The sequence below is a fragment of the Lentzea sp. NPDC051838 genome (assembly GCF_040681245.1).
In the GTDB taxonomy this organism is placed as follows: Bacteria; Actinomycetota; Actinomycetes; order Mycobacteriales; family Pseudonocardiaceae; genus Lentzea.
Map to the genome: position 1 here is coordinate 44,749 of NZ_JBFAYI010000027.1, position 22,411 is coordinate 67,159.

Below are 22,411 nucleotides of genomic sequence, written 5' to 3' on the forward strand. Positions count from 1 at the left end.
CGGTGTCCTTCACCTCGTGGAACCCGTTGGCGCGGGTTTTCCGTTGCCGTCCTGGAGCAGCCCGAGATTGGCCATGCCGGGGCCCACTCGTGGGTTGTGGAGGAAGTTGGGCACGACCTCGTGCCTGTTGATGCCGCCAGGACGACCGTCCTTGTAGAAGCCCTCGGCCGTCATCTCGAAGGACACCGGGATCGTGCGATCGCCCGCGTACTTCGGGATCACCTTGTAGTAGACGACCTGGCCGTCGTCGACCGCGTCCGCCGCCTCCTTCTCGAACCGGCGCATGTTGTCGCCGACCCTGCCGTCGCCTCTGACGTAGGTGTTCGCGGCACGGCTGCAGGTCGCCACGTTCTCGTACTTGCTCCCGTCACCGCCGAGCACGGCCGCGAGCAGGTGGCACGAGTTGATCGTCTTGCTCGCCACCACGCCGTAGTTCTTCGCGACGTGGTCCTGTGCCCACTGGTAACCGGGACCGCGCACGGCCTCGTTGCGGGGCGCCAGTTTCGTGACGCACGCCTCGACGCCCTGGGCGCGGTTGCCGTGCGCGGAGTCCACCGGCAGGTAGTTCGGCGTCGGCAACGACTGACGGCAGTCGCGCTTCTGCCGTTGCCGCTGGTCTGGGATCAGCCGGTGCCGTTCGTCGGAGGTGTTGATCGTCACGACGACCGCCCGCGACGCGGACGACACGTTGTGCATGATCTGCCCGGCCGCCCGCACCGCGCCCTGGTAGATCGCGTTCGCGTCGGCACGTGCATCGTCGACGACATCCCGTTGCGTGCCAACCTGTCCAGCCGGTGCCTTCGGCGTGGACGACACCTGGTCACCCGGCAGGAGGATCGGCTTGACCGCACCCGCGGCCACCGCGATCGGGGTGTTCTTGGCCGCGGTCGCGTTGTCGGCGCGAGCCTTGTCCGAGATCGCCTTCGCCCTCAGGTACGCGGCGATGCGAGCGGCCTCGGCACGGGCAGCGGCGTCGTCCTGCGTGTCGGGCCGGCCGTCACCATCGGTGTCGCCGCCCGTGTCCGGATCGTTCGCCAGTTCCCACGGCGACGCGCCGCCACCGCCGCATTGCTTCGTCCACGCGTGCGTGTCGCAGAACTGGTCGTGAACACTCGGGTTCTTCGGCAGGTTGAAGTACTTGTCGCACGTCATGCCGTACCGGCCGGTGCACGAGGAGTCGCCCAGCGGCGTCGGCTTGAGCACCTGCCATGCGGCGTAGAGCGGGATCGAAACCCTGCCCAGGCCCCACTTGGCGCCCTTGCCGACCTTCGACCACCAGGACTTCTTCGGCGTTATGTCCACGGGCACGCGAGGCAGACACACCGTGTATCCCAGGGCCGACTTGCAGTAGTGGCCGTCCGGGTCGACGTTGGTCACCGGGTTTCCGGAGCCGTAGCCGTAACGGTTGGCGTTGACGGCCGAGCCGCCGCTGGTGTCGACGTCGTCGCGGGAGGCGAATCCGCCGGTGTTCGGGTCGTACCAGCGCGCGCCCATGTCGACCTGACCGGTCGCCTGGTCGGTCCAGTCGCCCTGATAGCCCAGTGCGCCGGTGTTGCCCGCCTTCGCCGTCACCTTGCCGAACGGGTCGTACGTGGTCGAGTCCGGTAGCGCGCCGAGCGAGCTGTCCGCCGGGTCGAAGCCGGCGACGACGTCACCGCGCATGTCCGAAAGGGACAGTCGCTTGGTAGTGCCGCGGCTGGTGGCCACGAGTTCGTCACCGGGACCGCGGGCGTACGTCTCGTTCCCGTCGGAGACGATCTCGTCGTTCTGGCCCGCGTAGGTGAACGTCGTGCCGTCCCGCGTCGCGACCCGGTCGAAACCGTCGTAGGCGTAGGTCCGCGTGCCGTTGGTGATCATCCGGTCGAGTGCGTCGAAGCCGAACTGCTGGGTTTGCGAACCGGTCGTCTTCGACCGCAACGTTCCCCGTGGCGAGTAAGCGTAGGTGCTGTCGCCGTCGGAGAGCAGCCGGTTCCGTTCGTCGAAAGCAGACTGCTTCGGGCCGATCTTCGTGCGGTTGCCGGCGTCGTCCCACTCGTAAGCAGTCGTCACGCCACCGGTCGTGCTGCCCTTGAGCCGGTAGGCCTTGTCGTAGTCGTACGTCGTGGTACCGGCACCCGCCACACCCGTCGTGGTCCGGCTGGCCACCGTGTCGGTCGGGTTGAACGCATAGGTGGTCGACGAGACGGTGGCGTTGCCGGAGTTCGTGAGGACGTCCGAGGTCAGCCGGGTCAGGTCGTCATAACCCAGGGTTCGCTTGCGCCCCAGGCCGAAGTCGATCGTCTTGACCGCGCCGGTGTTGTCGTAGCCGAACTTCTGGGTCGTGCCGGTCAGGCCGTCGGCCACGGTGTCCAGGCGGCCCTTGTCGTAGCCGAACGCCGCGGTGCCGGCCGCGTCCGTGCGGCTGACGACGCTGCCTTCCTCGTCGTAGCGGTAGTCGGCGACACCACCGGGACCTGTTGCGGTGGAGAGGTTTCCCCGATCATCGTAGGTGTAGGCGTTGTTGCCACCGATCGCGCTGACCGAGCGCAGCCTGTTGGACAGGTCGTAGCTGTAGGTCGTCGTCGCGGTCTGCGCCTCGGCACCAGCACCGGTCTCCGACTTGGGCCGGTTCGCCGCGTCGTATTCCCGCTTGGTCACCACGCCGCCCGGCGCGGACATCTGGACCGCGTTGCCGTTCTCGTCGTAGCTGGTCGTCCACGTCCGGTCCGCCGCGTTGGGATGCGTGGTGGTCGACGGGTCGACCGTGGACTCGGGCAGGCCCAGGCTGTTGTACGTGGTGATCGTGGAGTTGCCGCGGCCGTCGGTGTACCGCGTCCGGTGCCCGGCCGCGTCCACGCCGTACGAGCTGGTGATGGACCTGTTGTCCGCCACCGGTTCGACCTGGTTGATCAGCTGGTTGGCCGAGTTGTAGGTGTACCTGCGCACGGTCTGGTCCGGATCCGTGACCGTGACCAGGTTTCCGGCCAGGTCGTAGCCGTACGTCGTACTGCGCAACGTCGACCCGTCGGCCTTCAGGGCGTTGTCGGCGACCTTCTGGCCGAACAGGTCGTAGATCACCTGGGAGGTGCGGCCCTGGGCGTCGGCGGCGCGGACGGTGTGCCCGGCGAAGTCGTAGCCGTACTGGAGCTGCACGCCGTTCGGGTCGACGGTCTTGGTGAGCTGGTTGAGCGAGTCGTAGGTGTTGACCGTCGTGGCCTGCTTCGGCGAGATCGCGTTGACCACGTTGCTCGCGTCGTCGTAGACCATCTTGCTGGTGAACACACCCGCGACCGGGACGCGTTCGATCGAGGTGGCCGTCACCTGGCGGTCGAGGTCGTCGAACGTGCCCTCGGTCCGGATGCCGCTCGGGTCCACAGTGGACAAGACCTGGCCGGTGCGCGTGTAGCCGAACGAGGTGACCGCGCGTTCGTCGTTGGTCGTCCTCGGCGCGTCGACCTTCGCGACCCGGTTGAGCTGGTCGTAGGTGGTCCGCGTGATGTTGCCGCGCGGGTCCTTGACCTCCACCGGGTTGCCGTTGCCGTCGTACTTCGTGAACGTCGTCGGCGTGACTGCCTGCGTGGCACCGGGTGCGGTGTAGGACGGCTTGGCCGAACTGGTCACCCGGCCGTCGCGGTCGTAGGTCGAGCGGGAGACGTGGCCGAGCTCGTTCTTGTGGTCGACCAGCTCGCCGAACGTGTTGTACCCGGTCGTCGCGGTCGGAGTGACGATGCTCGCCGACCCGCCGCCGCTCTCCGCGGACAACGGCGCCGCGCTCGACGTGATCAGCTGCCCGAGCTCGTCGTGGGTCAGGCGCGCGGTGAAAGCGTTCGGGTCGGCTCCGGCGGCGTTGCCACGCGGGTCCGTTGTGGACGTTGCCAGGCCGCGCTGGTCGTAGCGCGTCTTGGTGACCCGGGAGACGGTGCCGTTGGAGATCGTCTCCTGGGAGATGTTGTCGGCGTCGTCGTACTCGTAGGTCACCTGTTCCTGGTCGTTGCCGGTGACCCAGGGAACGTTCGACGGCTTCCCGGTCGTGGTGACGGTCTTGACGTTTCCGTTGCCGTCATAGGTGAACGTCGAGCCGCGCATCAGACCGGACGGGTCGACGGTCGACGTCAGGACCCTGCCCATCTTGTCGTACGTGCTGGCCTTGACCGTCTTGCCGTTGGCGCCCACCTGACGCGTCGGGTTTCCGGCACCGTCGTAGGTGTTGTCCTCCAGCACGAAGTCACGGGTGGTGCCGTCGGAGTTGCGGAACTTCTTGAGCACGGCCTTGGCCAGCAGGCCGTCGTCGAAGTACGTGTACTCGATCCGCCGGCCCATCGCGTCGGTCTGGCTCGAGAGCTGTCCGGCGAAGTCGTAGCTGTACGCCTTGAGGACGAGGTAGTCGCCCGTCGCCGGAGCGCCTTCCGGGTCACTGCGCCAGTCGCGCAGCCTTACTTCCGTGAGCGCGTTGCGGCCGCTGTAGGCGTAGTCGTAGCGGTTGCCGTTGGGATCCGTGGTGGACGTGATGTTGCCGAAAGCGTCGTAGTCGAACCAGGTCTGGCCGCCTTCGGGGTCGGTGGTCGTGATCACGCGGCCGTGGTCGTCGAGGGTCGACGTCGTGGTGCGGCCGGCGTCGTTGCCCAGCGCGTCGGCCTCTTCCACGGCGGTGATGTTGCCGTCGGAGTCGTAGGTGTTCGTGATCCGCTTCTGGTGCTCGACGTTCGTGACCGCGTTGGTCGTCACCGGCAGGGTCGTCGTGCGCAACCGGGACATGCCGTCGTAGGTGTACGTGGTCACCACACCTGCGGGGAAGCTGTCCGAGACGTCCTTCTTGCTCGTCATCCTGCCGAGCGCGTCGTAGCCGTACTCGGTCGACCGGCCGGACGGCTCTGTCACCTTCCCCAGGTCACCGTTGGCGTAGTAGGCGTACTTGGTGATCTTGCCGCGGGCGTTCGTCATCGAGTCGACGAGACCCGCGGGCTGCAGACCGCCGCCGACAGCCCCTTCGCTGCCGGTCGTGTACTTGTACGACGTCTGCGTGCCGTCAGGTGACGTCTGCGTCGCCAGCTGGCCGCTCGGGTGGTACGCGTACTGGATCCGGTAGGTGTTGTCCGTCGCGCTCGCCGAACGCCCGTCCCTGCTCTCGGTCGGCAGGTTGTTGCGCGGGTCGTAGAGGTTCGTGACCGTTGCGGGGTAGGACTTGTACGACGTGTTGCACTGGTTCGCGCTGGTGTCCCGGCAGGTCTTCGTCGAGGTGACGTTGCCGCGGGCGTCGTAGGTCATCGTGGTCGGGTTGCCGTTCTCGTCCCGGACCGTGGTGAGCACACCGTCGTCGTTGTACTCGAAGGTCCGGATGCTCAACCCGTCCACGCCGTACCGGACGAACACCGGCCCGCCGGAGTCGTTGGGGATGACGGTGCAGAACGCGGGGTCGTTGGGGTCCGGCTGGGTGCACTGCCGCACGGGATCCGGTGGCGTCTCGGCGGGTTCACCCGGTTTGTCCTCCGACCGCGTCTCCATGCCGAGAGGCTGGCCGAGGCGCAGCAGCTGCCCGCTGATCGCGTCGAACTCGTACAGGCTGGTGCGGTTGCCGGGATCGAGCACCTCGACGCTGCGGCGAAGATCCGTGTCGCCGCCGTACACCGTTGGCGCGCCGACCTTCCACACGCCGCCGTCGTCGTCGGTGTACTGCTTGACGCGGTCACGGGCCACGTCGTAGGTGGCCGAGGAGTCGACCCGGCCGCTCGGCAGGGTGACCTTGCTCATCAGGTCCGCCTGCGTGGTCGCGGCCTTGTAGTGGGCCGCGACCGAGGCCGCACCGAGCGGGCCGGAGTAGAGCGCGACCTCGTCGATCATGCCGCTGTAGGACCGCTGGGAAGTCGTGCCCCACGCGGGCCAGGAGGCGGGGGTGCTCGCGTAGGCGGCGCCGATCTGGTTGAACGTCAGCAGGGTGTGGTCGATCGTCTTGCCGGTCAGCTCACCGATCTTCGCGCCGTCCAGGTAGAGCGTCTGGGTGGAGCCCATGGACGACAGCACGACGTGGTGCCACCTGCCCTCGTTCACCTGGTTCGGCGAGGTGATCGGGTTGACGGACCCGGTGCCGAACTGGCCACGCAGCTTGCCGTCGGTGCCGACGTAGAGCACCGGGACGCCGGTGGTGCTCGCCGATCCCAGGGCCTTGTCCTGGTAGCCGATCAGCGGGCCGCCCGTGCCGGTGATGGAGTTCTTGAACCACAGCTCGATCGCGCCGTCACGGCTCTTCTTCACCGTCCCCTTGGGCAGGTCCACAGTGGACGTGGTGCCGTTGAACGACGCTGAGGTGTCCGTCGTGCCGGCGAGCTGGCCTGCCGCGTTGAGCGTGACGTTCTTGTACGTACCGCTGTCCTTGCCGAGGTTGGTCGCGACCTCGCTCGCCGCCGCGGTGCCCTCGTCCTCCCCCAGCCGCCAGTACGACTCGGGCCGGGAGTCGAGCACGGCGCTGCGGTAGTGCGAACCGGCGCTGTACTCGTAGTTCGTGCAGCCGGGTGTCGGCCCGCACACCTTGGTGAGCAGGTCGCCGGTGTAGCTGTAGTTCCAGCTCAGCACGGCACCGTCGACGGGGTCGGTGTCGAGCTTGGTGACGTGGTCTCCGGTCCAGGTGAAGGTCAGCGACCGACCGGCGGTGTTGGTCTGGCTGTTGGCCACCTGCGCCTTGCGGATCCTGCCGTCCTGGTAGGTCACCACGATCGACCGGTTGGACACGTCGGTGATCTTCGTCAGCTTGCCGGTCAGCGCGAACTGGTAGGTCGTGCCGGACTGGTCGAGCAGCTTCCAGGACGTGCTGTCCTGCGTGAGCGAGGCCGTTCTGCCGCTCGGGGGAACATAAGTGCCGTTGGCGTTGCGTCCGAATCGGACGGTCTGCCCGTCCGGGTAGGTGACGACAACGCTGCCGGAGCCGTCGTCGTCGGACACCACCTTCATGTCGAACACGCTGGTCCAGCCCGCGCCGAACATGCCGTCCCGGCGCGAGTCGATGCTGTTGTACGTCCTGGCCACCGACAGAGCGGGCCCGGCCGTGTTGACCGCCGCGTCGACCGCCGACGTGGTGACGTTGCCGGTCTGCGGGTCGAAGTCCCGCTCCTGCAGGCCGCTCGGCGACGAGGACACCCGTGAGGTGATCTCCGGCTGTGGCACGTTGGCGAGGAGAACCGAGTACTGCGAGGGCACTTCGGTCGTGGCGTCCTTCACGAACGCGCGCCACATGTAGCTCTTGGTCCAACTGAGCGTGCCCGCCGGAACCGTCCACGCGGTCTTCGTCCCGTACCCGGAGTTCGTGCAGTTGACGGGCTTTCCGGCCGCGTCGCGCTCACAGACCTCGAACTTGAACTGCAGGCTCGAGCTCGGTGGCGCGTCGACGTCCAGCGCCCGCGCCCACAGCTGCGGGGTCAGCGTCGGCGCCTGGTACCCGTTGGGAGGGAACAGTTCCTGCAGCACCGGCGGGATGTCGAAGACCTGCAGGACGATCCGGCCCGGCGGCACCTGGTGATCGGTGAACACCGGGCCACCGGTCTTGACCATGGTGAAGTCGAGGAAGTACTTGCCGGGCGGCATCGCCTTGATGGTCGCGTCGAGCGTGACTTTCCCGTTGCGCTGCACGGTCGTGGTCAGGTTCGCCGCACGCTGTTGCCCGAACGCGCTGCCGTCGGCCTTGTACGCGCGGTAGGCGAGGTAGTAGTCACTCGGAGCCCACGCGGCGGCGCTCTTGTTGGTGACCTGGATCTTGACCTTGCCGTTCTGGTTCTGCAGCACCGGCGGGTTCGGCCGCGGGTCGGTCAGCTTGTAGGTCGCGTTGTACGGGCTGTGCGTGACGAAGAGCTTCGGCGGGTTCGCCGTGCCGCGGTCGGTGAACTTCTTGGCACCGGAACCGCGAATCGACAGCCCGTAGTTGGGCTGCTCGCCGTTCACCCAGCGCTGCACCAGATCCCGGCCGGCACCACCGAGGTTGAACAGCTCACCCGCACGAGGACACGCCGAGGACGACTGCCCGAACGCGATGTACCCGTGCGCGAAGGACTTGCTGGCCAACGCACCGCCGACAGCCGGCCCGGGATAAGTGCCCGATCCCGACGACCAGTTCTCGGTGACCGGGTGGACGTTGACCTGACGCGGGCTGCACGACTCGGCCTCGAAGTTCACCATCCACAGCTGCGCGCCGAAGATCGTGTGGTACTGCAGCCGGTTCACCAGATCGCCGAACTTGATGTAGGCGTTGGCGTTCGGCCCGATCGCGAGCTCACCGGAGCCGGCCGAACCGGCGGTCATGCTGGCGTCCGCGGACCCGCTGGTGACGGGCAGCTGCACAGTCGGATCGACGGCGACCGGAAACGCCCGGCCCGGATCCTTCAACCATGCCTCGTCGACGGTCAGCTCCAGCGCGCCACCGGTCAACCGGTAGGCCACGCCCTTCGACACCACACCCTTGGCGTCCACCACGTCGCCGGGCGGGATGACCGCTCTCGTCGCGCCCTTCTCGTCGGTGAACACGACCTGGCCGTCGCTGATCTTCGGGGTCAGCCCCTTGAGGCGCAACGGGAACGTGAAGCTCGTCGGCGCGTCCGGCCCAGCCAGGACGAGAGTCTCCTTGACCCCGCCCGGCCGTGACTCGAGTTTGAGGTCCACTTTGGACTTGACCGCGGGGTACACGATGGTGGAGCCGTCGACCTGCGGCGTGGAAGCCGCGGCGCCGGCGAGGGTGTACGACACCGAGTGGTTCTCGTCGACCTTCAGGGTGACCAGGTCGGCGGCGTCAGCCTGCTTGGCGAAGCTCAGACCGACTTCGTCAGCGGCGTTGCGCCAGCCTTTGCCCTGATCGTCGACGAGCGTCGGGTCGATCGGCGTCCAGGAGCCGTCTTCGCCCTTGTAGTTCAGTTTCGCGGTCGAGAACTCGGTGGTCTCGGTACCGTCGGCGTTGCGGTAGACCCGCTCGAAGTCCGTGCGTCTCTCGCGCTGTTCGGTGCTGGTCTTCTCGTCGAATCCCTTGACCTCGGCCACCGGCGCCTCGGCCTCGGCGACGGTGTTGTCGGCCTTCTGGTCCCAGACCTGCCGGGGATACCGGCTCCGCACGCTGGCGGGCAACGTCCGGTTCGCCGGTCTGTCCGCCGTCTCGGAGCCCGCGCCGTCAGCAGACCCCCAGACCTGCCCAGGCCCGTGCAACGCGGCATAGGTGCTCTCGCGGCCTTGCAACCCCGTCATTCCATCACCGGCCGCTGTCGCCACCATGACGACACCAAGGCCGACCGCGACGACCTTCACCAAGCCGCTGGGAACCAGGAAAAGCCCTAGAAGGCCAGCTTTCCGCCTGCGCACGTCATTCCCCCAAGCCGGATCCGAAGATTGCTCCGACAACGCCTTTTGCGGGCGGCGCTGAGAAACACGATGACATCGGTGCTGCTCACACCACCTGCGGCGTGAAGCTAGGAACCGGCGCTGACAAATCGCTGACAGGTGACCGCCGTCACAATTGCGGTCGATTCGGCCTTTATCACCTTGCCCGCATCGAATACGACAGCAGGCAGAAGAACATTAGATGACCAGTTGTACACGAAAAGGTTCACGCAACGGATCCGGGGCGCGGAAGTCGCCAGGCGGCTCACTGATCACCGCCAGATGGCGGGCAGTTCCAGCCAGTAGGCGGAGGGTGGTTCGACGGCCGTCGCGATGTAGTGGTCCAGGCGACTTCGGACGGCGAACGAGGTGCGCTGCCGTGAAGGCGGGCTGCGGTTCCGCTGTGCGGGACGGGTGCCATTTCGACTGGACCGGACGGAATGGTGATCGCCGGCGCTGGACCGGACCTCTGGTCCAGCGGCACGGGGTGGGTACTGGCCGCGCCACCTGGTTCGGTACCCACCCCGCCCCACTGCGGCCTCATCCGCGACACCACGTTCAGGCCGGCAGCGCGACGGCCTTCCGACGCCTGAACAACGTTGCACCAGAACTGATTCCATCCGTCCGAAGAGGAGACCTTCGCATGTTCAGTCGAATGCTGAGCGCCTTCGGCATCGGCGGCCCGTCCGTCGACACCGTGCTCGACTCACCGCACGCCGTGCCCGGCCAGCCGATCACCGGACAGGTCCGCGTCCAGGGCGGCAGCTCGGACGCCGAGATCGGCCAGGTCGTGCTGTCGCTGGTCACCCAGGTCGAGGTCGAGCGCGGCGGCTTCGGCGGCGACGAGCACGGCAACGTCGCGGAGTTCTTCCGGATGGTCGTGCAGCAGGGTCTGCGGGTGCCCGCGGGTCAGCTGGTCTCGATCCCGTTCCAGCTGCCGGTGCCGTGGGAGACGCCGATCACCGCGGTCGGCGGCGCGGCCCTGCCCGGAATGAGCGTCGGTGTCCGCACCGAACTGGTCGTCGCGGGCGCCCCGGACAAGGGTGACCTGGACCCGGTGCTGGTCGGTCCGCTGCCGTCGCAGAACAAGGTGCTGGACGCGTTCGGGCAGCTCGGGTTCTCGTTCCGCGGCGCCGACGTCGAGGTAGGGCGCCTGCCCGGTGTGCCGCACGAGCTCGGCTTCTACCAGGAGCTCGAGTTCTTCCCGCCGGCCCAGTTCGCGGGCAGGGTGAACCAGGTCGAGCTGACCTTCGTGGCCACCGCGCACGAGCTGCACGTGATCCTGGAGGCCGACCGGCGCCGCGACGGGTTCTCGTCCGGTGGCGACACGTTCGGCCATCTCAAGCTCTCGCACCAGGAGGCACAGGTCACCGACTGGGCCGCGGCCATCAGCGGCTGGCTCACGCAGGTCGCCGAGCGCGGCCGGCCGAACCCCGCGTTCGGCGGTGCCGCCCACAACCCGGCGTTCGGCGGCCACAATCCCGCCTTCGGCGGTCAGCCCGGTCACGGTCGCGGCGGCTACGACCACGACGACTACAACCACCACCAGGGTCAGCGGCGCGGGGCGGGCATGGGCGGCATGCTCGCCGCCGGTGCGGCCGGTGCCGCGGGCGGTGTGCTCGGCGGCATGGCGATCAGCAGCATGGCCGACGAGTTCTTCGGCGACGACGAGGGATGACCCGGCGGCACAACGAGATCCGCGAACCGCCGAGGAACGGATGCTCAGCCCACTGGACCTCACCGGACAGGTGATGGAACCGGTCTACGGGTTCCGCTCCCTGTTCGCGTTCAAGGCGAAGTTCCAGCCGTCCTACCGGCCGATGTACATGGCCTACCTGGACGCGCTGCCCCCGCATCGCCAACGCGGTCAGCCGTGCCTACCTGCCGAACGTCACCCCACGACAGAGTTTCCGCCTCGCCGCCAGGGTGATCGGCCGTTCCTGAACCACAGTGGACGGACCCGGTCGGCCCGAAAGGTCCGGCCGGGTGGCGGGGTCCGCACCCCAACCTGACGGATGGTTCCGTCACCCACCGCACCAGCAAAGTCACCGCATGACACAGATGCCACCACCGCAGGACACCTCAGCTGCGCCGGAGACATCGCCTCCCCAGCCCAGAACGACAGCAGAACCCACTCCCTCGATGGGACGCCTGGTCGGGGTGGACCTGGCCCGCGCGCTGGCCGTGTTCGGCATGTACGTCGTGCACCTCGGCCCCTCGACGGACAACGCGACCGGTGTCGGCGCCTGGGTGCGCCACGCGACGGAGGGCCGTTCGTCGGCCCTGTTCGCCACGCTCGCCGGGTTCTCACTGATGCTGATCGCGGGCCGCCTCGAACCGAAGACCGGTGTGGCCGGGCGGCAGGCGAAGGCCAGGATCGCGATCCGGGCCGTTGTCCTGCTCGTCCTGGGCACCGTGATGATCACGTTCTACGGCGACGTGGTGATCCTCGCCTCCTACGGCCTCTTCTTCCTGCTGGCCATGCCGTTGCTGCGGCTGAGCGCCAGGACGCTCGCGATCATCGCGGCCGGGATCGCCGTCGCCGGGCCGCTGCTGGCCTTCGGCCTCAAGTCCGTGATCACCGAACCGGCCAGGGCTGCCCTGAAGGCCTACGACCCGCTCGCCCAGCTCGGCGGCGCGGGACTGCTGGACCTCCTGCTCACCGGCTTCTATCCGGCGATTCCCTGGATGGCGTTCATCGTCGCCGGCATGGCGCTGGGCCGACTGGACGTGTCCTCCGGCGCCGTGCGGAAACGGCTGGCCGTGTTCGGTCCCGCCCTCGCCGTGTTCGCCTACGGCACCTCCTGGCTGCTGTCCCTGCTGTTCGACGGCGTCCGGGAAGCCGCGGAGATGCGGAGCGCCAGTGATCCCGCCAGTGACATGATGCCGCCGGACACCACGGGATCGGCCTGGTCGTTGCTGACCTCAGGGCCGCACAGCGGAATGCCGTTCGACGTCATCGGCTGCATCGGCGTCGCGATCACCGTGATCGTGCTCGCGATGATGGCGATCGACCGCCTGCCGCTGCTGCAGCGCCTGGCCGCACCGATCATCGCCGTGGGCACCATGTCCCTGACCGCCTACGTCGGCCACTTCCTGCTGTCGTCCCAGATGTCGGGGTCCTCCGGGGACTCCGTGACCAGCGTGACCGCAGGGTCCGAGTCCCAGGCGTCCTGGACACCGGTGCTCATGTTCGTCTTCGGCGCCATGGCGTTCGCCTTCATCTGGTCTCGCTTCTTCAGCAAGGGACCTCTGGAGTACCTGCTCAACCTCGCCACGAAGCCGGCGAAGTTCATCCGCTGAGCCCCGGCCGACCGGCTGGTCAGAACCGCCGGTCGGCCGGGCCCGACCCGCCGGCTCCCGGATGGCGTTCCCACGCCGGTCTCGGCGAGACTGCACGCGTGCAGGATCCACAAAGGAGCGTCACATGATCCGGGTGGTCGTCGTGGACGACGAAGAGCTCGTGCGAACCGGATTCCGCCTCATCCTCCAGGCGGCCGGAGACATAGAGGTCGTCGCCACACCCACCGGCGCGCAAGCGGTGCGCGAGATCAGTCTGCTCAAGCCCGACCTCGTGCTGTTGGACATCCGGATGCCGGACGTGGACGGCCTGACCATCCTGCGGCAGCTGCAAGGCCTCAAGCCGACGCCGGTCGTGGCCATGCTGACGACGTTCGACTCGGACGAGTACATCGCCATGGCGCTGCGGACCGGCGCGGCCGGGTTCATCCTCAAGGACACCGGGCCCGAACAGCTCGCCCAGATGGTGCGCACCCTCGTCAGCGGCGGCGTCGTGCTCTCCCCGAAGGTCACCCGCACCGTCGTCGACGGCTACCTCGGTTCCGGCGCGGGCTCGCAGGCCTCCGAGCAGGTCGGCCAGCTGACCGAACGCGAACGCACGGTCCTCGTGCTGATCGCCGAAGGACTGTCGAACACCGAGATCGGCACCCGGATCCACGTCAGCGTCGGCACGGTGAAGGACCACGTCAGCGCCATCCTCACCAAACTCCGCGTGGGCAGCAGGGTGCAGGCGGCCCTGGTGGCGCAGCGGGCAGGCCTGCTCGATGGCGAACTGTCGTGACGACGAGGGTTCCGCCCAGGCTCGTCGACGCCGCGGTGCTCGCGGTCGCCGTGGCCGAGGGAATGCTGACCACGATCGCCGAGAACGACCCGTACGGGCTCGTCACGATCGCGATCGCCGTGCTCGCCCTCCTGATGCGCGAACGCTGGCCGCTGCCGGCCTTCGTGGCGACCCTGCCGGCGGTGCTGTTCCCCGGCACGATCGTTCCGGCGATCGTCGCTCTCTACGCGGTCTCCAGCCGCTATCGCGACTGGTGGCTGCTCGCGGGCTGCGGGCTCCTCGCCGCCGCCAGCTTCGTCTTCCCGACCTCGGAGCTCGCCCCGTCGATGTGGGACTCCTACGCGCTGCTCGGCGTCATCTACTTCACGATGACGGCACTCGCGCCGATCCTGCTCGGCCAGTTCCTGCACACACAGCGGGAGCTGGCGCTGCGGCTGGAAGAGGTCAAACAAGCACGGGAGCACGAGCGGCGACTCGACGCGGAGGCGATCCTGGCCCGCGAACGCAACCAGCTCGCCCGCGAAATGCACGACGTCGTGTCCCACCAGGTGAGCCTGATCGCGGTGCAGGCGACCGCGCTCATGGTCAGCACCCCGGACCCGGACGCCAAGCAGGCGGCCGGGAACGTGCGGCAGCTGTCGGTGAACACGCTCGACGAGCTGCGCCACATGGTCAACCTGCTGCGCGCCTCGGGCACACCGTCGACCGAGCTCACCCCTCAACCGACGCTGACCGATCTCGAACGCCTCATCGGCAACAGCGCGATCGACGCCCGGCTGGTCGGCGCCGCGCCGGAAGGGCTAGAACCACCCGTGCAGCGGGCCATCTACCGCACCATCCAGGAAGCGCTCACCAACGTGCGCAAGCACGCTCCCGGTGCCAGCGCGACCATCGAGATCAGCCACGACGACACCGACCTCACCGTCACCGTCACCAACACCCGGCCCACCCGCCCGAACCTCGCCCTGCCCAGCGCGCAGCATGGGCTCGTCGGGCTGCAGGAGCGCGCCACGCTGCTGGGCGGGAAGCTCCACACCGGCCCCATGCCCGACGGTGGCTTCCAGCTGCGGCTGCGGCTCCCGATCACGACTGTCGGCACAGCACACGGATGACCACGCTCATCGGCCGTGTTCGCCGGTGAGCAGCTGAGTGGCGGCGAAGTCGGCGTACATCGACGGTCGCCGATCCTGCGCCGCACCGGCGGACACGTCGATCACGCATCGCGATCACGCTCGGGCCTGACGTCAGTTGACGTCAGACGCGCGTATCCCCGCGCACTCGCGATCTACGCGTACGTGTGTGTACGTAGGCGCGTCGCGCGCGCCAGACGTTGCCTGACAACGGTTCTGACGAACTTCCGTCCCTTCGGGACGATCGCCCTCGGTCACTCTCTGGAGAGGTCTACGCGCATGGCACCGGACAGCAGCACCACGGTGACGGAGACGGTCTACCGACACCAGATCGTGCCCGTGATGCAGGAGGGTGCAACGGCGATGGACCGGCTGTTCCCGAGGGCCAGCTAGAACCGTTGTCACTCAGTTAGTCACTCGCACGCCTTTGTGAGACGACGCAAGATCAACCGCATGATCGACGGCGAGAACGAAAAAACCCGCTGAACAGGCTTTATGCCTCTGTCAGCGGGCCTTTTCGACCGTCGGGACGACAGGATTTGAACCTGCGACCCCTTGACCCCCAGTCGTGGAACGACTGAGCGTCGTGCTCCGGCCTGTTCTTCCAGGTCGCCTCTGAGTGTAACCGGCCGAGTAAAGGAGTCGCTGATCCCGAAGGCCGGAAAGGAACATCCCAGCACTGTCGGGAAGGTTCCACCTGCTCGGCAACTGGATCAGGGTCGAGGCGATGAAGGCGACCCACCGCGAACGTTGTACATGGTGCAGGTGACGGCATCGCTTCGCGACCATGAGCCTTTGCCATACTCGTGACAAGCTGTCATTCGCCCAGGCCAGGACAGCATCACCGACTACGACGGCAAGCACAGCAATCCGCAACACTCGGCCGACAACTGCAACACCGTCGTCAACATCGCGGGTGACACCGCCGCACAAAGCTCGACCCACCAGCGGGGCTCTGATCAGCTTCGCGCGTCGGTGGGAGCGCCGGGTGAAGTCGAGTGGCCGGATCCTGCTGCGGCCGGAGGTCGATGGCGTCCGCCGCGGTCTCATCGCCGTGCACACGATCCCCTGTGCCACCCGTCTCCTGCCGATCTACCAAATGCTGGCGGACTGCAATCCGCGCATCATGTGGTCGTTCACCGTTCCGCCCGACGACTACAACAGCGGCGTACGCCAGTTCCTGGCGGAGCGGGGCATCGAGACGATCAAGTGGTCGCGCCTGGTCGATGAGGTGCAAGGTCACTTCGACATCGCCCTGGCCGCGGCGTGGGGCGGGTTGGACAAGCTGCGGATGCCCGTGGTCAAGCTGTCGCACGGCGCACTGCACGAGAAGGCCACGCCCAGACGGGCTGGTGCGGGCGCCGAAATGCCACGCCATCGGCATGGGTTGAGCCCGGAACGGATGATCAGGGACGGCAGGACCGTGGCGTCCCGCACGGTGCTGTCCCACGACAACGACCTCGCAGCACTCGATCCGGTGCTGCGCGCACAGGCGAGGGTGTTCGGCGACCCTGTGGTGGACCAGATCAGCGCGCATCTGCACCAGCGCGAGCACTACCGCCGGCAGCTCGACATCCCGACTGGTGCACGGCTCGTGGTGGTCACGTCGACCGCCGGCCGGAGTTGCTTATGGCTCGACCGGCCGGAGCTCCTGTACCGCCTCACGACGGAGCTGCCCGCAGAGGGCTATCGCGTGGTCGCGGTGCTGCACCCGCATCTTCGGCACGTCTTCGGGTCGCAGCTGGACGTCGCACTGCGCACGTCGTTCGAAGCAGGGCTGCGCGTGGTGCCCGCCGACCAGGACTGGGTCGTGCCGCTCATCGCCGCCGACTGGGTGATCGGCGACCACGGCTCGGTGTTGCACTACGCGACCCTCACCGATGCGACTCTGCTCACCGCCGGGTTCGCGCATGACGAGGTCGCGCTTGGAACAGCCCGCGCCACCCTGGGCGGCCTCGTCCCGCCGCTCACCGCGGACCGGGCGCTGGAAGAACAACTGATCTCGGCGGCACGGCCCGAGGTCGTCGCCCGGTACGCCTCGGAGAAGGCTCACCTGAGCTCGCGCGTCGGCCATTTCGCCGCCGACCTGCGGCGAGAAGTGCACTCGGTGCTCGGCGTGCCTGAACCAGGCGTGCCGGCCAGGCTGCCCGGTCTGACGATCCCGAGCCTGCTCAGCCGGTAAGGGGCGGGGACAGGCAGCTCTCGTGCTGGGCCACCGCGTCGAGATGCCGTCGTGCGGAGATCACGTCGCCGGACTGCACGGCGAGGTCGGCGAGAGCTCGATGGATCCGGGCGAGCTCCTTGTCGGCCTTCAGCGACGACATGGCGGTCAGCGCTGAGTCGAGCAGCTCACGGGCCGCAGCCACCTGGCCCGCTCGAACGGCGAGCGCCGCCGATTCCATCTCGACGCGGGCGACGTTGTAGTGATCACCGATCGACCTGAAGATCGACTCGGAGCGCCGCAGATGCGGCTCCGGGAGGCTCGTCTCGCCGCGAGCTAGCGCGGTGGTCGCGAGGTTCAGCCTGGTCAGAGCTTCTCCCCGGAGCTGACCGAGTTCGACCTGCAGGTCCAGCGCGAGCCGGAAATGCTCGGCAGCCTCGAGGAGTGACCCTCCACCCAGCAGAACCAGCCCCAGGCTGTTGAGCGCGGTCGCCTCGCCGACCCGGTCCCCTGCGGCGCGGTGCAGACCCAGTGCACGGGTGAAGACGTCGCCGGCGTCTGCGAGCCGGCCGACGCCGTGAAACCCCAGCCCCAGATGGTTGAGCAGCAGCGTCTCCGCGAGCACGTCGCCCTGGGCTTTGGCGGTGCCGACCACGAGTTCATGGCTGGCCAGCCACGCGGTGTAGTGCTTCCGGTAGAGGAAGAGGCTCCACAGCGCCTCCACGATCCGGTAGCCCAGCGACTCGGCCGCGTGCCGCCGGACAGCGGCGAGGAAGTGGGGCAGGTTCGCCTCCGCCCAGTCGAGTGCGATGCCAGGGGCGGAAAAGGCGGGGACGGGTGCGGGAGAGCTGCCCATCGCTTCCAGCCGACGGCGCGTCGGCATGACCACCTTGTCGGCGGCCAGAGCGGCCGCGAGGTACCACCGCGCCATCCGCAGGTCCGCCGCGTCCCGTTCGACGACGCCCCAGCAGCGCTCGGCGCGCTCGCGCGCGTGCAGCCGGATCAGGTCGTGCAGGCGGAACCGATCACGCCCCAACTCCTCCACCAGGTGCACGTCGCTCAGCACGGTGAGGGAGCGTTCGGCCTCGCCAAGTTCAAGCTGGGCGGCCGCAGCCGCGACCGCGACGGTGAAGTCCGGACCGGGATATCCGCTCACCAGCGCAAGTGCGCGAGCCGCGACCGGGTGCAGGTTCTCGTAGGACAGGTCGAGCGCCGCTCGAACCGACAGGTCCTCGACCTCGAGTGAGTCGAGCGGTCCGGGACTGCCGGTCAGGCGCGCGGCCAGGTCGGCGGCCAAGCTCAGCGGCCGGCTTGCCAGCTGCGCTGCGGCCAGCCACAACGCCAGGGGCAGGCCCGCACACGCTCGCACCACCGAATCGATCGCGGTCGGCTCCACCGCGACCCTGTTCTCTCCCAGCACGCTGGCCACGAGGTCGAACCCGGCGCGGTGAGGGAGCGGCGCCACCTCAACGCCCCTGGCTCCGCGTGCCACCAGACCCGGCAGCCTGTGCCTGCTGGTGACCACGACCAGCGTGTGCGGTGGTCCTGGCAGGAGCGCCGAGACGTCGCGCGCGGCCGTGGCGTTGTCCACCACCACCAGGATCCGGCGATCGGTCGTCAATGAGCGGAACAGAGCGCCCTGCTCGGCCAGGTCTGCCGGCACGGCGTCGGGTGCTACTCCCAGGGCGCGCAGGAACCGGCCGAGCATCCCCTTGGCCGAGCTCGTCCGTCCACCGGTGCACCCCTGCAGATCGCTGAACAGCTGGCCGTCGGGAAACTCCGCGCGGACGCGGTGCGACCACGTCAGCGCCAGCGCGCTCTTGCCCACGCCTGCGGGACCGGTTAGAACGAGCAGCGACGTCTCGGCCGCGGCGTCGTCCATCGCCCCCAACTCGACATCGCGACCGACGAGCCGAGCGGGAGCAGAGGGAAGTTGCCGCGGTGGTGCCGCGGCCGGAGCGGGATGCAGGTGAAGCCCACCGTTGACGACGTGCGCCTGCACCACTGTGCCGATCACGCTCGCGGTAGCGCAGTTGACGCTCTCGCTCGACGAGTGCTCAGAGATCTCCATCCTGCCTCCGATCACGTGGTGGGTACCCTCCTGAGTCTGGCCGCACTTCCCAGGCCCGTGTACCGCCCCGGGAAGAGGGGGCCGTTTGTGCGCAGCCGGAGGTGCCCTGGTTGGACGACTACGACATCGCCCTCTTCAAGCAGGTGGAGCTCATATCAGGGGGTGTGCCGGTCGGGCTGGTGGGCGAGCTCCACCGCCGGATGCTGGTCGTACTTCTCAGGTCGTCGAAGGACGAGCAGATCAAGCGGGCTGACCTGGTCCGGCAGGTCTGGGAGTACACGCCGTCCGCGCGCACGGTGACCAGCACGATCTCCCGGCTCCGGTCGGCGTTGTCCAGGGTGCCGGGCATCGGTTTGGTCTCCGTCTCCGGCAAGTACGACTACCTGGTGTTCGACCGTCGGCGCGTCGACGTCCACCGCTTCTCCGACGCCGCCGAGGTCGCTCTGCGTTCGGTTCAGGACGGAGCCGAGGACGCGGAGACACTCCTCGACGACTGCCTGGAGCAGTGGACCGGGACGCCGTTCGGCGACATGAGCGGTGGCAAGATCGACGAGTGGCGCATCAAGCTGAACACGCAGCACCGCGACGTGCGCTACCAGCGGTTGCGGCTGAGCGTGGTCAAAGGGCGTGAGCACGAGGTTGTCGACGAGCTCGTAGAGCTGAGCAGGACGAACCCCGGGCACCGGCCGTTACGGGACTTGGCCGCCTACGTGCTGACGTCCGTCGGCCGCGTCGACGAGATCGCCGAGCTGCCGGACGCGGGCCCGTGGTTCGGTGCTATGCCTCCGGTCGTGCGCACCGAGGAACTACTCACGTACCTGTGGGCGCTGCGGTCCGCGTTGAGTCGTGCGATGCGCTGGCATCCCGGTGAAAACATCGCGGCGACGTTCAGCGAGCGTTCCGTCCGTGCGGACAGCGACCCGTCCGCGGGTTCATCGTCCGACCGCGGTTCTCACCGTCGCCGAAGGGAGCTCGTGCGCGGAGACCAGTCGTGGGCGGACGCGGTGGAGCTCGCGCGGCTGGTCGTGGTGCTGGGTGACGCCGGGTACGGCAAGACCTGGCAGCTGCGCGCACACGGCGTCGAACTGTGCGACCGGGCGATCGCGGCGTTGCGCGCGGGAGCCGACCCCATGGCCGTGGAGATACCACTGTGGACACACGCGAGCTCGCTGGTCTCGGCCCGCGACTCGAGTGACCGCGCGGATCAGGTGATCCGCGCGGCGAGCGAGATCGTGGCCAACAGCCCCGAGGCGATCAGCCCGAGTCTGCGCGCATCTCTCGTTCGCGGGATGACGGTGGACGAGGGTCACCTCCACGTTCTGGTCGACGCATTGGACGAGCTCTTCGACAGCGACGCCCAGGACGAGTCGTCGGCCGTGCTCTCGTGGCTGGCCGAGCGGGTCGATGCCGGCCGGCACCTGCGGGTCGTGGTGACGAGCCGGCCGGTCGGCTACCGCAACCCGTTTCGGACCCGTCAGCGGGCGGCTGACCGCAGGCAGGTGCCCGTGCACCACCTCTCGCTGGGCGCCCTCACCTCCGGCCAGGTTCTCGAACTGTGGCGGAACTGGTTCGCGCATCGAGAGGAGGACTTCCCCGAAGATCGCTTGCTCCCGCTCCTGAACCCAGGCAGCCCGCTCGCCGAGCACATCCGCGTCCCGCTGATCGCGGCGTTTTGCGCGTGGGTCGCCGAAGTGGTACCGACCGCTCGAACTCGCGTAGGGCTCTACGAGCAGGTCCTGCGGCGGTTCATCGCTTCGTGGTGGAAGCAGGGCGAACGCACGACGATCAGCAGCACCACCCGGCAGGATCCGCTGCGACAGAAACAGACGCGGCACGCGCTCGAGCAACTCGCGTGGCACATGTCCACCGACGGCGCGACGTGGCGGGACGCGGTGGACGACGAGGAGTGCGAAAGACTCCTCGCGACGAAGCTCGATGGCCTGCCGGGGTGGACCCGCACAGCCGAGCTGGTCACGATCCACGGGTTGCTGGTGCGATTGGGCGGCGACCCGTACTCGTCCTGGGAGAGCCCGATCACCTGGGTCCACCCCACGGTGCACGAATACCTGGCTGCCCACAGGCTGATCACGTTGCCCGACAACGAGATCGACCACTGGCTGGATCACGGACTGCACCGTCCCGAATGGGAGGCGACCTTCCTCTTCGCCTCGGAGCTGGAGCAACTGCCGACGTGACCGAACGCCGCTTCACCGACAGGCTCGCGCGCCGGGCCGCCGAGTCCGACGACCTCGGGTGGTACACATCTCTGCTCGTGGAGAGCGGGGTGGGAACGACCCCGCCCGAGACGATCGAACGTGTGATCCGCTTGGCCGCGATCGGTCTCCTCACCCCCGTCGCGATGGCCAAGGTGCTGGTGCGGATACCGGGTGTCGACTTGGCCAGGACGGTCCGCATGATCGACCGACTGGGGGTGCTGGGCCATCCCGCGCGCGAGATCTGGCAGGCGATGGCGTTGTGCGGCGAGGACGGCCTCGTCCGCCTGGAAAAGGCAGTCGCGGACGAGCCCGATCCGAACGGCGCCGGTAACCTGCTGTACGAAGCAGCTCCGGACCGCAGCGTGACCGCACTGCGCGATCGCATCGTGCGGAACGGCCGTGCGATCGAGTCATCGGACTGCATGCCTCTGCGCCACTTCGACGAGAACGATGTGCGAGTGCTGATCGACCGCTTCACCTCTCGCCCCGACCGTTCGAACGCCCAGTTGCTCGGGTGGACGGGCCACGACCTGGCCCGTGCCGAACTGCTGGACGGCAAGTGGCGCGCGCACCCTGATCCGGCCGCACGCGAAGCAGTCGTCAACGGGTTGCGCGCGCTGTGCCCGCGACGGCCGGACAAGGACGCCGACCTGGCCATCATCGGGTTCCTCACTGATGATCTCTCGCCGGCGGTCCGGCTGGCCGCACGCACCACAGCGGAGATCCGCGCCCATATGTTCCCCTCGGTCCAGGTGTGGCTCGATCAGGCGGTGTCGGAACAGCTCCTGTTGGAGGACACCGCTGTGAACTCTCCGGTCGAGTGGACCAGCGACGTGGTGGCGGATCGGCTGCGGAACGGCGGCTCCGGGCTCCGCATGGCGCTGGAGCTCGTCCGGCAACGACCCGAACTGCTGGCCGTCGGTGAGATCAAAGACCTCGTCGACCGCGTGGCGAACGAGACGTTGGCCGGAACGCACGGCATCGAAGTCATCTACGTGCTGCACGACCTCCTGGGCAAGCCGTTCGTTCAGCGCTGTACCGCGGCGCTGAACGAGGACCGCTCCGGCGTGCTCCATCCCTTGGCGGTGTCGTTGTCGCTGAAAGTTCCTGGCGACGAGGACGTGTACGCAGCTATCGCGCAGCACTTCGCCCGGTTTCCCGAGCCGAGCGCTCAACCCGCCCTGACGAACTACAGGCTTCCGCCGGTGCAACGGGCACATCATCTCGTCGACCTGCTTGAGTCCCTTCGCGCTCCGCGCACGGAGGCGGTGCGGATGTGGGCAGGTGCGTTGCAGGAACTGCAAATCAGCCGCCTCGACGCCGACGAGCAGGGCCTGCGCCGACGGATCGCCTCGGTCACCGAACACCTGCTCTCTCTGTTGCCCGAGCGCGCGAAGAAGGCCCCGGAGTAGACGATCTCGTTGCCCG

At 68.1% G+C, this 22,411-nt stretch carries 10 protein-coding genes; 8 read left to right on the forward strand and 2 right to left on the reverse strand.

Annotated features, from left to right (window positions below):
• Nucleotides 1–9: 9 nt before the first annotated feature.
• On the reverse strand, nucleotides 10–9,219 hold the full coding sequence (locus AB0M24_RS37315; protein WP_363778196.1) for an RHS repeat-associated core domain-containing protein: 9,210 nt from the start codon (nucleotides 9,217–9,219) through the stop codon (nucleotides 10–12).
• Nucleotides 9,220–9,967: 748 nt separating this feature from the next.
• Here AB0M24_RS37315 and AB0M24_RS37320 point away from each other — a divergent pair.
• The 6 genes from AB0M24_RS37320 (at nucleotide 9,968) to AB0M24_RS37345 (ending at nucleotide 16,717) form a co-directional block, all read left to right on the forward strand.
• Entirely contained in the window at nucleotides 9,968–11,002 is a 1,035-nt protein-coding gene (locus AB0M24_RS37320) for a sporulation protein (protein WP_363778197.1), read from the forward strand.
• Between the two features lie 40 nt (nucleotides 11,003–11,042).
• Nucleotides 11,043–11,336 (forward strand): hypothetical protein, encoded by a 294-nt coding sequence (locus AB0M24_RS37325; RefSeq protein WP_363778198.1) that lies wholly within the window; start codon nucleotides 11,043–11,045, stop codon nucleotides 11,334–11,336.
• Between the two features lie 130 nt (nucleotides 11,337–11,466).
• Nucleotides 11,467–12,627 carry a heparan-alpha-glucosaminide N-acetyltransferase domain-containing protein gene (locus AB0M24_RS37330; protein ID WP_363778199.1) on the forward strand — a complete coding sequence of 387 codons (1,161 nt, stop codon included), beginning with the start codon at nucleotides 11,467–11,469 and terminating at the stop codon, nucleotides 12,625–12,627.
• A gap of 124 nt (nucleotides 12,628–12,751) precedes the next feature.
• Complete coding sequence (locus AB0M24_RS37335; protein ID WP_363778200.1) at nucleotides 12,752–13,405, forward strand: response regulator transcription factor; 654 nt, start codon at nucleotides 12,752–12,754, stop codon at nucleotides 13,403–13,405.
• Complete coding sequence (locus tag AB0M24_RS37340; RefSeq protein WP_363778201.1) at nucleotides 13,402–14,517, forward strand: histidine kinase; 1,116 nt, start codon at nucleotides 13,402–13,404, stop codon at nucleotides 14,515–14,517. The genes AB0M24_RS37335 and AB0M24_RS37340 overlap by 4 nt, the downstream gene beginning before the upstream one ends.
• A gap of 1,006 nt (nucleotides 14,518–15,523) precedes the next feature.
• Nucleotides 15,524–16,717 (forward strand): hypothetical protein, encoded by a 1,194-nt coding sequence (locus AB0M24_RS37345; protein WP_363778202.1) that lies wholly within the window; start codon nucleotides 15,524–15,526, stop codon nucleotides 16,715–16,717.
• Here AB0M24_RS37345 and AB0M24_RS37350 read toward each other — a convergent pair.
• A complete protein-coding gene (locus AB0M24_RS37350; RefSeq protein ID WP_363778203.1) occupies nucleotides 16,707–18,767 on the reverse strand; it encodes a tetratricopeptide repeat protein in 2,061 nt (686 codons plus the stop codon). The genes AB0M24_RS37345 and AB0M24_RS37350 overlap by 11 nt on opposite strands.
• A 110-nt stretch (nucleotides 18,768–18,877) precedes the next feature.
• On the opposite strand from AB0M24_RS37350, the gene AB0M24_RS37355 reads away from it, so the two are divergent.
• Together AB0M24_RS37355 and AB0M24_RS37360 are read left to right on the forward strand one after the other, a co-directional pair.
• Entirely contained in the window at nucleotides 18,878–20,962 is a 2,085-nt protein-coding gene (locus AB0M24_RS37355; protein WP_363778204.1) for a BTAD domain-containing putative transcriptional regulator, read from the forward strand.
• Nucleotides 20,959–22,395: a hypothetical protein gene (locus tag AB0M24_RS37360; protein WP_363778205.1), complete on the forward strand. Its 1,437-nt coding sequence runs from the start codon at nucleotides 20,959–20,961 to the stop codon at nucleotides 22,393–22,395. The genes AB0M24_RS37355 and AB0M24_RS37360 overlap by 4 nt, the downstream gene beginning before the upstream one ends.
• The last annotated feature ends 16 nt before the right edge of the window (nucleotides 22,396–22,411 follow it).